General features: G+C 73.7%; 11 protein-coding genes. 8 read left to right on the plus strand and 3 right to left on the minus strand.

Features of this window, described 5'->3' with window-relative positions; translation table 11 throughout:
- Nucleotides 1-126: 126 nt before the first annotated feature.
- The 3 genes from dacB to tilS all read left to right on the plus strand — a co-directional run bounded on the left by dacB (nt 127) and on the right by tilS (nt 3,691).
- Entirely contained in the window at nt 127-1,533 is a 1,407-nt protein-coding gene (dacB, locus tag AB0K07_RS23560) for a D-alanyl-D-alanine carboxypeptidase/D-alanyl-D-alanine-endopeptidase (RefSeq protein ID WP_363757961.1), read from the plus strand.
- A gap of 81 nt (nt 1,534-1,614) precedes the next feature.
- On the plus strand, nt 1,615-2,685 hold the full coding sequence (locus AB0K07_RS23565; protein ID WP_363757566.1) for a zinc-dependent metalloprotease: 1,071 nt from the start codon (nt 1,615-1,617) through the stop codon (nt 2,683-2,685).
- A 10-nt stretch (nt 2,686-2,695) separates the two neighbouring features.
- Nucleotides 2,696-3,691 (plus strand): tRNA lysidine(34) synthetase TilS, encoded by a 996-nt coding sequence (gene tilS, locus AB0K07_RS23570; RefSeq protein WP_363757568.1) that lies wholly within the window; start codon nt 2,696-2,698, stop codon nt 3,689-3,691.
- A gap of 105 nt (nt 3,692-3,796) precedes the next feature.
- On the opposite strand, the gene AB0K07_RS23575 is transcribed toward tilS, so the two are convergent.
- On the minus strand, nt 3,797-4,759 hold the full coding sequence (locus AB0K07_RS23575) for a helix-turn-helix domain-containing protein (protein ID WP_363757570.1): 963 nt from the start codon (nt 4,757-4,759) through the stop codon (nt 3,797-3,799).
- A gap of 99 nt (nt 4,760-4,858) precedes the next feature.
- Between AB0K07_RS23575 and AB0K07_RS23580 the strand changes: the two genes are divergently transcribed.
- The 4 genes from AB0K07_RS23580 (at nt 4,859) to folE (ending at nt 8,916) form a co-directional block, all read left to right on the plus strand.
- Nucleotides 4,859-5,047 (plus strand): hypothetical protein, encoded by a 189-nt coding sequence (locus AB0K07_RS23580; protein ID WP_363757984.1) that lies wholly within the window; start codon nt 4,859-4,861, stop codon nt 5,045-5,047.
- A 100-nt stretch (nt 5,048-5,147) separates the two neighbouring features.
- Complete coding sequence (hpt, locus tag AB0K07_RS23585; RefSeq protein WP_074315138.1) at nt 5,148-5,723, plus strand: hypoxanthine phosphoribosyltransferase; 576 nt, start codon at nt 5,148-5,150, stop codon at nt 5,721-5,723.
- A gap of 476 nt (nt 5,724-6,199) precedes the next feature.
- Entirely contained in the window at nt 6,200-8,215 is a 2,016-nt protein-coding gene (gene ftsH / locus AB0K07_RS23590; RefSeq protein ID WP_363757572.1) for an ATP-dependent zinc metalloprotease FtsH, read from the plus strand.
- 35 nt (nt 8,216-8,250) lie between these two features.
- Entirely contained in the window at nt 8,251-8,916 is a 666-nt protein-coding gene (folE, locus tag AB0K07_RS23595) for a GTP cyclohydrolase I FolE (protein WP_363757963.1), read from the plus strand.
- Nucleotides 8,917-8,971: 55 nt separating this feature from the next.
- Here the strand turns inward: folE and AB0K07_RS23600 are convergent, their stop codons facing one another.
- Both AB0K07_RS23600 and AB0K07_RS23605 read right to left on the minus strand, forming a co-directional pair.
- Nucleotides 8,972-9,691 (minus strand): hypothetical protein, encoded by a 720-nt coding sequence (locus AB0K07_RS23600; RefSeq protein ID WP_363757574.1) that lies wholly within the window; start codon nt 9,689-9,691, stop codon nt 8,972-8,974.
- 28 nt (nt 9,692-9,719) lie between these two features.
- Nucleotides 9,720-12,281, minus strand: a complete 2,562-nt coding sequence (locus tag AB0K07_RS23605) for an FtsK/SpoIIIE domain-containing protein (protein WP_363757576.1) — start codon at nt 12,279-12,281, stop codon at nt 9,720-9,722.
- 194 nt (nt 12,282-12,475) lie between these two features.
- Here AB0K07_RS23605 and AB0K07_RS23610 point away from each other — a divergent pair, with 194 nt between their 5' ends.
- On the plus strand, nt 12,476-13,036 hold the full coding sequence (locus AB0K07_RS23610) for a hypothetical protein (RefSeq protein ID WP_363757965.1): 561 nt from the start codon (nt 12,476-12,478) through the stop codon (nt 13,034-13,036).

The raw sequence follows: 13,036 nt of genomic DNA on the forward strand, positions 1-13,036 counted from the left end.
ACCGGCGTTCCACCGCTGGGCCCGCCGATCTCCGCGTTGCCCGCGCCCGGCGTCGCCGCGTCGCCCCCCGCGCCCACCGGCGCCGGACCGCTCCCCACGCCCGCCGCGCCGCGTCGGCGCCGGCGGCTGCCAGTGGTGCTGGCCCTGGTGTTGCTGCTGGTGCTCGCGGGCGTCGGCGTCGGGGTGACCCGGCCCGGCCCGGTCGCCGGCTGGCTCGGCGACGACGCCGGGCCCGCCGGGACGGCCGCCGGCGCGGCCCCGGAGCCCGACCCGGCGGACGTGCTGGCCGGTCCCGACCCGAACGCCCCGCTGCCCACCCCCGCCGGGGTACGGGCCGCGCTGGACCCGCTGGTCGCGGCGGCCGACCTGGGTGACCGGGTGAACGTCTCGGTGGCCGACGTGACCTCCGGCCAGACGCTGTTCGACAAGGGGGCGGATGACGGCACGGTGCCCGCCTCGGTGACCAAGCTGGCGACGGCGGTGACCGTGCTGGCCGCGCGGGGGCCCGGCTACCGGATCCCCACCCGGGCGGTGGCGGGAGGGCAGCCCGGTGAGGTGGTGATCGTCGGTGGCGGCGACCCCACCCTCGCGGTCGACAAGAAGGGCTACTACCCGGGCGCGGCGCGCCTCGACGACCTGGCCGCCCAGGTGCGCACCGCGCTCGGCGGCGTCGCCCCGACCAGCGTCACCGTCGACGGCTCGATCTACTCCGGCCCGGTCTACGGCCCGGGCTGGGACGACGACATCCCCACCGGCGGGTCCGGCGGGGCGGTCACCGCGTTGATGGCCGACGGGGCACGGAAGGACCCGGGCGTCGCGCAGGGCGCCGCCGAGCGGGTCCCTGAGCCGGATCTCGCCGCCGGCCGGTCGTTCGCGCGGCTGCTCGGCGTACCGACCAGCGCCGTCAAGCGCGGCACGGCCCCGGCCGCGGCCGCCGGCGGCACCGCCCCGGCACCCGGCACCGAGCTGGGCGTGGTGCAGTCCCCGCCGCTGATCCGGCTGGTCGACGTCATGATCAGCGAGAGTGACAACCTGCTCGCCGAGGCGCTGGCACGGCAGGTCGCGCTGGCCCGTAACCAGCCGGCCTCGTTCGACGGTGCCGCCGCCGCGATGGATGCGGAGGTCGCCGAGCTGGGTCTGCCCGCCGACGAGATCACCCTCTCCGACGGCAGCGGGCTGTCCCGCAGCAACCGGATCAGCCCGTCGCTGCTGACCGACCTGCTCCGGTTGGCGGCCAGCCCCGACCAACCGGAGCTCGCCGGTATTTTCGGCGGCCTGCCGGTGGGCGGCTGGTCCGGAACCCTGGACGAGCGCTACCGCGACGCTCCCGGCACCGGTGCCGGCGCGGGCACCGTGCGGGCCAAGACCGGCACGCTGACCGGTGTGCACGCCATCGCGGGCCTGGTCACCACGGCCGACGGCCGGCTGCTCACCTTCGCGGTGCTCACCGACCGGGTGCCGGGCGGGAGGGAAACGGCCCAACCGGCGCTGGACCGGATCGCCGCCGCCCTGGCCGGCTGCGGCTGCCGCTGACCGTCGCCTGCCGGTGGGTGCGGCCGGCGCCCGCCGTCGCGAGCCCGGGCCGGGGTGTTGCGGCGCGGGTACGGTGGGTCCATGGCGCAGTTCGTGGACTGGGATCTGGCCGCCGCCACCGCGGGGGCGCTGAGCAAGTCGGGCCCCCGGGTGTCGTACACCGAGGCCACCGACGTGGTCGGCGACCTGCGGCGGCTGACCGACGAGGCAGCCGGGCACGTCGCCGACTACACGGGGCTGCGGGCGCAGGTGGCACACCCGCCGGTGCGGGTGGTCGATCGCCGCGACTGGGCCGCCGCCAACATCGCCGGGCTCCGTGAGGTGATCACCCCGTTGGTCAGCCGGCTCTCCGGCGACAAGCAGCCCGGCGCGCTGACCGAGGCGATCGGGTCGCGGCTGACCGGGGTGCAGGCCGGCACCGTGCTGGCCTACCTGTCCGGCCGGGTCCTCGGCCAGTACGAGGTCTTCTCCGCCGACCCGGGCCAGCTGCTGCTGGTGGCGCCGAACATCGTCGAGGTGGAGCGCAAGCTCGGCGCCGACCCGCGGGACTTCCGGCTCTGGGTGTGCCTGCACGAGGTCACCCACCGGACCCAGTTCACCGCCGTGCCGTGGATGCGGGCCTACTTCCTGAGCGAGGTGCAGGCGTTCGTGGACGCCTCGTCCAGCGGCGGCGAGCACCTGGTCGAGCGGCTGCGGCGTGGGGTGGCCACCCTGTCCGAGGCGATCCGCGACCCGGAGAGCCGGACCAGCGTGCTGGACATCGTGCAGACCCCGGCGCAGCGCGCGGTGCTGGACCGGCTCACCGCGCTGATGACGCTGCTGGAGGGCCACGCCGAGTTCGTCATGGACGGCGTCGGCCCGCAGGTGATCCCGAGCGTGGAACGGATCCGGGCGTCGTTCAACCGGCGCCGCGAGGCGGGCAATCCGCTGGAGAAGGCGATCCGCCGGCTGCTCGGGGTGGACGTCAAGATGCGCCAGTACGCCGAGGGGCGCAAGTTCGTGCACGGCGTCGTCGAGCGGGTCGGCATGGAGGGGTTCAACTCGATCTTCAACTCGCCGCTGACCCTGCCCCGGCTCTCCGAGCTGGGCGATCCGGACGCCTGGGTGGCCCGGGTGCATGGTCCGGCCGGCACCTTCCCGGCCGCCGGCTGACCGTCCGCCGGTGGCCGCGCTCGCCCCGCCGGTGGCCGCGATCCGGGTGGCCGTCCGCCGCGCGCTGACCGGCCTGCCGTCCGGTGGGCCGGTGCTGGTCGCCTGCTCCGGCGGCGCCGACTCGCTCGCCCTGGCGGCGGCCACCGTCTTCGTGGCACCCCGGCTGGGTCGGCCCGCCAGTCTGGTGACCGTCGACCACGGCCTGCAGGCCGGCTCGGCGCAGCGTGCCGAGGCGGTGGCCGCGTGGGCCCGGGAGGCCGGGTTCACGCGGGCGACGGTGGTCCGGGTCGAGGTGGCCGGGCGGCCGGGTGGACCCGAGGCGGCCGCCCGGGAGGCCCGCTATGAGGCGTTGACCCAGGTCGCCGGGCGGCACGGCGCGGTCGCGGTGCTCACCGGGCACACGCGCGACGACCAGGCGGAGACCGTGCTGCTCGCGCTCGCCCGGGGTGCCGGCCCGCGTGGGCTGGCCGGGATGCCCGCCCGGCGGGACCTGGCCGGGGTGCCGCTGCTGCGCCCGCTGCTGGAGATCGGTCGGGAGCAGACCCGCGCCGCGTGTGCGGCGCTCGGGTTGAGCCCGTGGCAGGACCCGCACAACACCGACCCGTCGTACGCCCGGTCCCGGGTGCGGGCCGACGTGCTGCCGGCGCTGGTGCGGGCACTCGGCCCGGGCGTGGTGGACAACCTGGCGCGTACCGCCCGGCTGGTGGCGGCCGACAACGCCGCCCTCGACGACCTGGCGGAGACGGCCCTGGTGGTGGCCCGGCACCCCGCGGGTGGGCTCTCGGTGCCGGCGCTGGCCGATCTGGCCCCCGCGGTACGCGGCCGGGTGCTGCATGCCTGGGCGCGTGAGCTGGGTGCGGTTGCCGGTGCCCTCTCGTACCGGCACGTCGACGCGCTGGACGCCCTGGTCACCCGGTGGCACGGTCAGGGCCCGGCCGATCTGCCGGGTGGTCAGCGCGTGCTGCGCCGCGCCGACCGGCTGGTGCCCGTGGACCCACCCGACTGAGCCCCTTTGCTCTGCTTCAACCGGCGCAACACAGCGGCTGGTCGGGTGTTGCGTGGAGTGAAGCAGAGCAAAGGCTCTCCGAGTGGTGCATCGGGCCGGCCCTTCTCAGTCGGCGTGCACGCGATCCCGGAAGGTGGTCCGGTAGCCGTGCGGGGTGGCACCGACCCGGCGACTGAAGTGGTGCCGTAGCGCCGCAGCGTCGCTGAAGCCGGCCTGGTCGGCGACCGCCTCCACGCTCAACGGGGTCTCCTCCAGCAGCCGCCGGGCGAGCAGCACCCGCTGGTTGGTGAGCCAGTCGTGCGGTGTGGTGCCGGTCTCGGCGCGGAACCGGCGGGCGAACGTGCGCGGTGCCATGCCGGCCCGCGCCGCAAGCTCCTCGACCGTGATCGTCTGGTCCAGGTGCCCCATCAGCCACTCCAGCACCGGCTCCAGGGTGGGCGCCTCGGGCGCCTTCGGAATGGGCGCCTCGACGTACTGCGACTGGCCGCCGTCGCGGTGCGGCGGGACGACCATCCGCCGGGCCAGCCGGGTCGCGGTGGCCGAGCCGTGTTCCTGACGGATCAGGTGCAGGCAGGCGTCGATGCCGGCCGCCGTGCCGGCGCTGGTGAGCAGCCGACCGTCCTGGACGTAGAGCGAGTTGCAGCGCACCCGGGCGCGCGGGTGCCGGTGTTGCAGCTCGTCCACGTACCGCCAGTGGGTCGTGCACTCCCGGTCGTCGAGCAGCCCGGCGGCGCCGAGAAGGAAGGCGCCGGAGCAGACGCTGAACAGGTGTGCGCCGCGCGCGTCGGCCCGGCGCAGGGCGTCGAGCACCGGGCCGGGAACGGTGGTGCCCTGGGTGTGCGCGGGCACGGCCACCAGGTCGGCGTCCTCGACCGGGCCGAGGTCGGCGTGCGGGGTGAGGTGGAAGCCGGACGAGGTGCGTACGGGCGCCCCGTCCGGGCTGCACACGTGGAAGCGGTACCCGGGGAACCCGTCGGCCGTCCGGTCGGTGCCGAACACCTCGGCGAGCACGCCGAGCTCGAACGGTGCGACCTGATCGAGGGCGAGGACGGCCACGGAACGAAGCATGTGACGAGGGTAACCCGACAGGTGGCAGGAAATCGATGCCCAGTGGCATCACTGCCACTGTCCGGTCGGCGCGAGTCGTCGCAGACTGGTCTCAGTCCGGTGCGCACCGGCGGCGAAACCGACAGCAACCACGCGAAAGTGAGCGCCGCCATGGAGTTCCTGCTCTTCCTTCTGTTCCTCGTCCTGCTCGCCGGCGCCTCGGCGGCCGGCCTCACCACGGACAGCCGCGATTCGGCCGACTGGAAGCCGAGCGACGACGGCCGCCGCTGGCGGTCCCGTACCAGCTGATGTGTTTGGTGGCCTTTGCGATGAAAATCCCAGGCGGGACCGCGCCAAAAGGTGCGGCCCCGCCGACGAGGGCCATCAGACGTACGGCAGGCTAGGAGTCATGGCTGACGGCTCCTGGTACGACGCCGACATCGACCACGTGATCATCTCCGAGGCGCAGATCCGCGAGAAGACGGCGGAACTGGCCAAACAGGTCTCCGCCGACTACGCCCACGTGGGTGACGGACTGCTGCTGGTCTGCGTGCTCAAGGGTGCGGTGATGTTCATGGCGGACTTCGCCCGGGCACTGGGCCGCAACGGCCCACCGGCCGAGCTCGACTTCATGGCCATCTCCTCCTACGGCCAGGGCACCACCTCCTCCGGAGTGGTCCGCATCCTCAAGGACCTGGACCGGGACATCGCCGGCCGGCACGTGGTGGTCGTCGAGGACATCGTCGACTCCGGGCTGACGCTCTCCTGGCTGCTGCGCTACCTGGAGTCCCGCTCCGCGGCGAGCGTCGAGGTGGTCGCGCTGTTCCGCAAGCCGGACGCCGTCCGGGTGCCGGTCCCGGTGAAGTACGTCGGCTTCGACATCCCGACCGAGTTCGTGGTCGGGTACGGCCTGGACTTCGGTGAGCGCTACCGCGAGCTGCCGTACGTCGGGGTGCTCAAGCCGGAGGTCTACGCCCGGTCCTGACGCCGGCCGCAGCCACACCCGCCTGGTTCGGCGGCCGTGTGAGATCAACTCACATCGGCATCCGTCAAGCCGACGTTCAGCGCGCTCTCAGCTGTTCGGGCTACCGTGGAGCCCGGTGGCGCGGAGGCTGCTCCGCACCCGACCCCCTCGACCGCGTGACCGGGCGTTCGGGTGGTCGGGCCGGACTCCTCGCCACGCCGGCTTCAGCCCGGACCCGCCGTACGTTCCGGTGCGGGGCTGGCGAGCCTGCCCACGGTGCGCCTCGTCGATGGCGAAGGTGTGCCGAGTGCGGGGCTCGCAAGCTCACTCCTCGCGTACACGGTGTACCGTCGAATGACCGCGGCGCGGCAGTTTCGCGCCTCGGGGTCGAGGCCGGCCCGCACGGCGGCTCCGGCCGCCGCTCAACCGCGGCGACACCATCAGACGGTCAGGACGTCGATCAGGAGGATGCGGGCGCTCCGGCGCTCGACAACAGTATGGAACGTACGCGTTTCTTCCGCCGACCGGTGGTCTGGATCATCCTGGTCATCCTCGGCGCCGTTGTGCTCAGTCAGCTGTTCACCGCTGGTCCCAGCTACCACCGCGTGGACACTTCCGTTGCGCTCGACCAGCTCCACACCGCCAAGATCAATAAGGTCGTCTTCCAGGACAAGGAGCAGACGCTCCAGCTCGACCTGGCCCAGAAGACGAAGTTCGGCGAGACCAGCACCAACAAGATCGAGGCCCAGTTCCCGTACCAGGCTGGCGACCAGGTCTGGAACGAGGTGCTGGACGCCAAGGCGGCCAACCGGGTCACCGGCCCGGCCGACGCCAAGGTCTCGTCGGACAGCATCTGGGTGAGCCTGCTGGTCAACCTGCTGCCGATCGCGCTGCTCGTGCTCCTGCTGCTGTTCTTCATGTCGCAGATGCAGGGCGGCGGCTCCCGGGTGCTCAACTTCGGCAAGTCCAAGGCGAAGATGATCACCAAGGACACTCCGAAGACGACCTTCGCGGACGTCGCGGGTGCCGAGGAGGCCGTCGAGGAGCTGCACGAGATCAAGGACTTCCTGCAGAACCCGGCGAAGTACCAGGCCCTGGGCGCCAAGATCCCGAAGGGCGTGCTGCTGTTCGGCCCGCCCGGCACGGGTAAGACGCTGCTGGCCCGCGCGGTCGCCGGCGAGGCCGGGGTGCCCTTCTACTCCATCTCCGGCTCCGACTTCGTGGAGATGTTCGTCGGTGTCGGCGCCAGCCGGGTCCGTGACCTCTTCGAGCAGGCCAAGGCGAACGCCCCAGCGATCGTCTTCGTCGACGAGATCGACGCCGTCGGCCGGCACCGTGGCGCCGGCATGGGCGGCGGTCACGACGAGCGCGAGCAGACGCTCAACCAGCTGCTCGTCGAGATGGACGGCTTCGACACCAAGGGCGGGGTCATCCTGATCGCGGCCACCAACCGGCCGGACATCCTCGACCCGGCGCTGCTGCGCCCGGGCCGGTTCGACCGGCAGATCCCGGTGGACGCCCCCGACATGGAGGGCCGCAAGGCCATCCTGCGGGTGCACGCCAAGGGCAAGCCGTTCACGCCCGACGTCGACCTCGACTCGGTGGCCCGGCGTACCCCGGGCTTCAGCGGCGCCGACCTGGCCAACGTGATCAACGAGTCGGCCCTGCTCACCGCCCGCAAGGACCAGCGGGCGATCACCAACGACTCGCTGGAAGAGTCGATCGACCGGGTGATCGCCGGTCCGCAGCGACGCACGCGGGTCATGAGCGACCAGGAAAAGAAGATCACCGCGTACCACGAGGGTGGGCACGCGCTGGTCGCCTGGGCGCTGCCGCACGCCGCGCCGGTGCACAAGGTGACGATCCTGTCCCGTGGCCGCTCGCTGGGCCACACCCTGGTGCTCCCCACGGAGGACAAGTACACCCAGACCCGCGCCGAGATGATCGACACCCTGGCGTACGCGCTGGGTGGTCGGGCCGCCGAGGAGCTGGTCTTCCACGAGCCGACCACCGGCGCCGGGAACGACATCGAGAAGGCCACCCAACTGGCCCGCGCGATGATCACCCAGTACGGCATGAGCTCGAAGCTCGGTGCGATCAAGTACGGCACCAGCGGGGACGAGCCGTTCCTCGGCCGCAACATGGGCCACGAGCGGGACTACTCGGACTCGGTGGCCGCCGAGATCGACGGCGAGATGCGGGCGCTGGTCGAGCTGGCGCACGACGAGGCCTGGGAGATCCTGGTCGAGTACCGGGACGTCCTGGACAACATCGTGCTCGAGCTGATGGAGAAGGAGACCCTCTCCACCGCCGACATGGCCCGGATCTGCGCGCGGGTGGTCAAGCGCCCGCCGCTGGCTCCGTACAACGGCTTCGGCAAGCGCCAGCCGTCGACCGAGCCGCCCGTGCTCACCCCGGCCGAGAAGGACAAGCTGAAGGCGCAGGCCGAGGCCGACGGCGCGCAGGCGTCGGTTGGCGGCGCCTCGTCCAACAACTCGGACGGCACACACTGAGTAGCGACCCGACGGCCAGCTCCCCCCACCGGGAGCTGGCCGTCTCCGCGACCGAGCCCGACGGCGACGACGTCCTGGACTACGTGGCCGCGCGGCTGATCAGCGGCAGGCTGACCGGCCGCCCGGTCGAGGACGCGGTCGACCTGGGCCGGATCGAGAAGGCCGTCCGCGAGATCCTGATCGCGGTCGGCGAGGACCCGGACCGCGACGGGCTCCAGCAGACCCCTGCCCGGGTCGCCCGCGCATACGCCGAACTCTTCGCCGGCCTGCGGGTCGACCCGGCCCAGGTGCTCAGCACCACCTTCGAGGCCAACCACGAAGAGCTGGTGATCGTCCGGGACATCGACGTGATGAGCCTCTGTGAGCACCACCTGCTGCCGTTCCGCGGCAGCGCGCACATCGGCTACATCCCCGGCCCGGACGGGCGGATCACCGGCCTGTCCAAGCTGGCCCGACTGGTCGAGGTCTTCGCCCGTCGGCCCCAGGTGCAGGAGCGGCTCACCTCGCAGGTCGCCGACCTGCTGATGAGCAAACTCGCGCCGCGCGGCGTCGTCGTCGTGCTGGAGTGCGAGCACATGTGCATGGCGATGCGCGGCATCCAGAAGTCGGGTGCTAAGACGATCACGTCGGCCGTACGCGGCATCCTGCAATCGGACTCCAAGTCGCGGGCCGAGGCGATGGCGCTGATCATCCCCCGCTGACCTCCGTACGCCTCAACGGCCGGCCGACCCGCTCACGGGACGGCCGGTCGTTGCGTCAGCCGGCCAGCAGGGCCAGCAACAGGCCGGCTGTGACCAGCACAGCCGGCACCAGGCAGACCAACGCGCCGAAACGCACCGTCCGGTCCAGTCGCTCGCCCTGGTCGGCGCGGAACACCCGGCCGATGCCCACCCAGCCGGCGACGAAGGCGACCGCCGGCATCGGCAGCCCGCAGATCAACGCCGCCACACTGGCCGGGCCTACCCCGGTCGCCACGAACACCCCGACCTGGATCAGCGGCACCAGCAGCGCCAGGGGCCCGTACACCAGAAAATTGCGTACCCACGCCGGCCACGACCCCGGGCGGAACCGGCCGCGCGCGGCCAGCGCATCGTCCGCCGCCTCGGCCCGCCCCCGCGCGGCTCGCAGCGCTGCCAGCACGGCCGCAGGGCCGCCCGCCATCGACCGGGCCGCCTCGGTCAGCTCGGGCGGGGACGGCACCAGCGAGATCGCCGGTACGCCCAGCTCACGCAGCCGCTCCTGCTGGCTCGCCAGCCCGGTGCGGACCACCGTCAGCTCCTCGCGGGCGGCCTCCGCCGAGCGGGCCTGCTCACCGGCGGCGGCCGCCGCGCTGCGGCGTACCCCATCCAGCTGACGGGCCGCGGCGAGGTACTCCGACCAGGCCGTGGTGGGCTCCACGCCAACGGGGGCGACCTCCCCGTCCGGCTCGGCGGCCCGCTGCCGTCCCGGCCCGGTCACCGTCGCGTCCGGACCCATCCCGACACCTCCCGCGCGCACCGCCGGATCACCCGGCCTCGTCGGCGAACGGCACCAGGACCGTGCCCCGCTCGTCCGGACCATCCCAGAGCACCGCCCGGTCCGGCCGGGCCCGCCACTCCACCGGTCGCCCGAAGACCGCGGCGAGCTGCGCGGCCGGCACGTCGAGCACGGCCACGGCCGCGAGCTTGTCCACCTCGCCCTCCGGCTCCAGCAGCGCGGCGAACGGCGGCACGGCCCGCCACCAGCCCAGCAGGTGCCGACCCGACGGCGGCCCGTCCCGCAGCAGCGCCCGCAGTCGCTCCACCGGCAGCTCGCGCGGCCCCGGCCGGTCCAGCCCGAAGACGACCAGGTAGGTCGGCAGCTCCCCGTCCGTGTCCGCGAGCAGCGTCGGCAGGTCCACCATCTCGGCCCGATGGCGGGCGGCCAGCTCGGCCGTCAACGCCTCGGCCAGCGGGCGGGAACCCGGGTCCGGCGCAGCCACCAGGAAGCGGGCCGTGCCCGGCTGATGGTGGTCCGCGGTGCTCCGGGCCGCCGTCGCCAGCAGGCCGCCCGCCGCCGGGCCGGATCCCAGCACCGCGAGGTTGCGCCCCGCCGCCGGCCCCAGCGGTACGGCGACCGTCGAGCGGGCCACGTCCACCGCACGGCCGAGCAGAGCCGCCGGGCCGTGCGCCTGTCCGGCCAACGCCGCCCGGTGCCGGGGGTCGTTGCCGAGCAACGGACGGGCGTACCCGGCGAAGACCACCGGCGGCACCGAGCCGGCCGGCCGGGCGGACCACAGCTCATGCCGCAGCCGCTCCACCACCGCCGGGTGGTCCTGCGGATCGGGGTGGCGGATCAGCCGTTCGTGACCGCGGATCGCGCCCCGGGGGCCACCGAGCCCGCCGGCGGTGTTCACCACCGCGCTGCCCACCGGCAGACCGGCGGCCGAGTCGTTGGTCGGTTCCAGCACCGGGCCGCCGCCCGGCAGCGCCACCCGCACCGGAAACTGGCCGAGCACCGAATCCCGGTGCCCGCTGTCCGACCGGCCGCTCAGCCCCAGCTCACCAGCGCCGGCCAGCACCAGGTGTACGCCGTACGCCCGACCGGCGCGGGCCAGCCCGTCCAGTTGGGCGGCCATCTCGGCGGCCAGCCGGTCCCGCTCGGCGAAGATCAGCGGCAGATTGTCCAGCACGCACACGATCCGGGGCAGCGACCGGTGCTGACGCAGCTCCGCGAAACGTTGCCCACCGGCCCGCCCGCCGGCCTCGGCCCGGCGCTGCACCTCGACCGTCAACTGATCGAGCAGGTCCCGCACGTACTCCCGATCAGCGGCCATCGCCGCCGCCCGCACCTGCGGGATCCACGACCGGTCCCGCTCGGTCTGGAGAAACTCCACGAAGGACTCGCCGTCGCCCAGATCCACCAGATAGAGCGCCAGCTCGTCCGGGCCGTACCGCGCGGCGAGCCCGAGCAGCGCAGTGGTCAGGAACGCCGCGCGACCGGCACCGGACCGGCCGCTGACCAGCCAGTGCGGGGTCAGCTCGGTGAAGCCCAGCGGCACCGGCCGCCCCCCGGCGTCACCGACCGTTGTGGTCAACCCGTCCACGGAATCCGACTCCCACAGCCGCTCACCCGTCGCCGGCAGCAGATCCGCCAGGGCCAACCGGGAACCCGCCTCCACCTGCGCGGCAAGCCGCCGGCAGACCGCGTCGACCAGATCGGCCGGCGGGTCCGCCTCGACGAAGACCGGCGAGTTCAGCCCGCCCGGCGGATCCGCGCCCGGGCTGGCGAAGGACGCCCCCGGTGGATCGCCGAGCAGGGCGTACGCGTTGCGCAGCACCAGCGGGGTCGCGCGCGGCAGTGGCCCCCGGGCCGCGTACGGGCCGGCGGGCGGCCAACCGGCCACCACCAGGTGCAGCCCGGCCGCCGGCCCCTGCTCGGCCAGCGCCTCGATCCGCGCCAGGTCGGTCGGACCGGTCAACTCCGGCAGCGCGGCGACCACCAGCAGCAGCGTCCGGTCATGTCGGCGCCGCCCGCTCGCCCCCGGGGTGACCCACTGCTCCGCCTCGGTCAGCACCGCGCGCAGACCCGCCACGTCCACCGCCGGTGGCGGCAGCAGGCCGGCGTCGGCCAGCGCCCCGAACGGCGTGAGCACCCCGGCCGTGGCGTCCACGGCACGCACCAGCAGGGCACCCGCCGGCGCCGCGCCCAGCGACCGCAGCAGTACGGCCCGGAGCAACCCGGCCACCCGAGGCTCCCGGGCGTCGGCGTCCACACTCAGGTGCCCGGTGCCGACCAGGGGCACCAGCGCGGGGAACCGGGCGTCGTCCAGGGGCGCCGCGGTGCCGACCCGGACGAAGGCCGGTGGACCGTCGCCAGCCGGTGAGTCCACGGTGAGCGAATCCAGGGGCGCCCCTGCCCAACCCGGGGCGAGCCGCGCCGCGACCGTCCGCAGACGGTCGGCCGCCTCGTACTGACGGCGCTGGTCAGCGGGGGCCGGCCGAGTCTCGTCGAGGATGCCGGCGGCAGCGGTCGCGACGGCCGCGGCCCGACGGTGCAGGGCTGCGGCGCGGTTCGTTCGTGCCTTCGGACCGGCCACCGCGTCCACCCCCTCTGCCCGAGGTTGGCAACCCCTCCCGAGCAGAGACGGTATCCCAGCCGGGGCCGCTCCTCCGGGAGGTGCCGCGGCGGTGCGCCGGTGTTGTCGTGGATCTCACCGGTGGGGAGGGGTCCGTCACGATCCGCTGGATCTGAGGCATTGGCTCCGGGGCCCCCAGCCGTTAACTTCAGGGGGTGGAATCAGTGCAGCCCCCCGCCGGTTCCCAGGTCTCCCGCGTACCGGCCCAGCGGACGCCGTCCGAGCAGCTGCCGCCGGCCCCGCCCGCGCCAGCACCGCAGCGGCCACGCCGCCGGGCGCGGACCGTGCTCACCGTGGTCGGTGGGGTGCTCGCTCTGCTTATCCTGGGCGCCGCGGCCACGGCATACGTGCTGTACGACCGCGCCTCCACCCCGGACCGCAGCGCCCCCGACGTGGTGGTGGCTAGTTACATCCAAGCCTTCCTCGTCGACCGGAACGACGTGCGAGCCGACCAGTTCACCTGCGAGGGCGTTGCGAAGCTCGAGCAGCTTCGAGCACTGCGAGATGACCTTGTTGCTCGCGAAGAGCGGTTCGGCGTCTCGATTTCCGTGAGCTGGGGCCCTCTGGACGTACAGGCCGAGGGCAACAGAGCAGTGGTCCAAGTTGAGCTGATTATTTCCGCGATAGTGGACGGAATCACCCAGAGCGATCGGCAACTGTGGAGTTTCGTTGCGCAGCGGGGCGCGGACTGGAGGCTCTGCGATGGAGCACGCGTGGGCAGGTGA

It is taken from the genome of Micromonospora sp. NPDC049301, from assembly GCF_040678715.1.
Taxonomy (GTDB): Bacteria; Actinomycetota; Actinomycetes; order Mycobacteriales; family Micromonosporaceae; genus Micromonospora.

Excerpts from the sequence above, each read along its gene's own strand:
- AB0K07_RS23565 (WP_363757566.1), top strand. The coding sequence starts at position 1,615 with ATGGCGCAGTTCGTGGACTGGGATCTGGCCGCCGCCACCGCGGGGGCG.
- AB0K07_RS23575 (WP_363757570.1), bottom strand. The coding sequence starts at position 4,759 with ATGCTTCGTTCCGTGGCCGTCCTCGCCCTCGATCAGGTCGCACCGTTC.
- hpt (WP_074315138.1), top strand. The coding sequence starts at position 5,148 with ATGGCTGACGGCTCCTGGTACGACGCCGACATCGACCACGTGATCATC.
- ftsH (WP_363757572.1), top strand. The coding sequence starts at position 6,200 with ATGGAACGTACGCGTTTCTTCCGCCGACCGGTGGTCTGGATCATCCTG.
- AB0K07_RS23600 (WP_363757574.1), bottom strand. The coding sequence starts at position 9,691 with ATGGGTCCGGACGCGACGGTGACCGGGCCGGGACGGCAGCGGGCCGCC.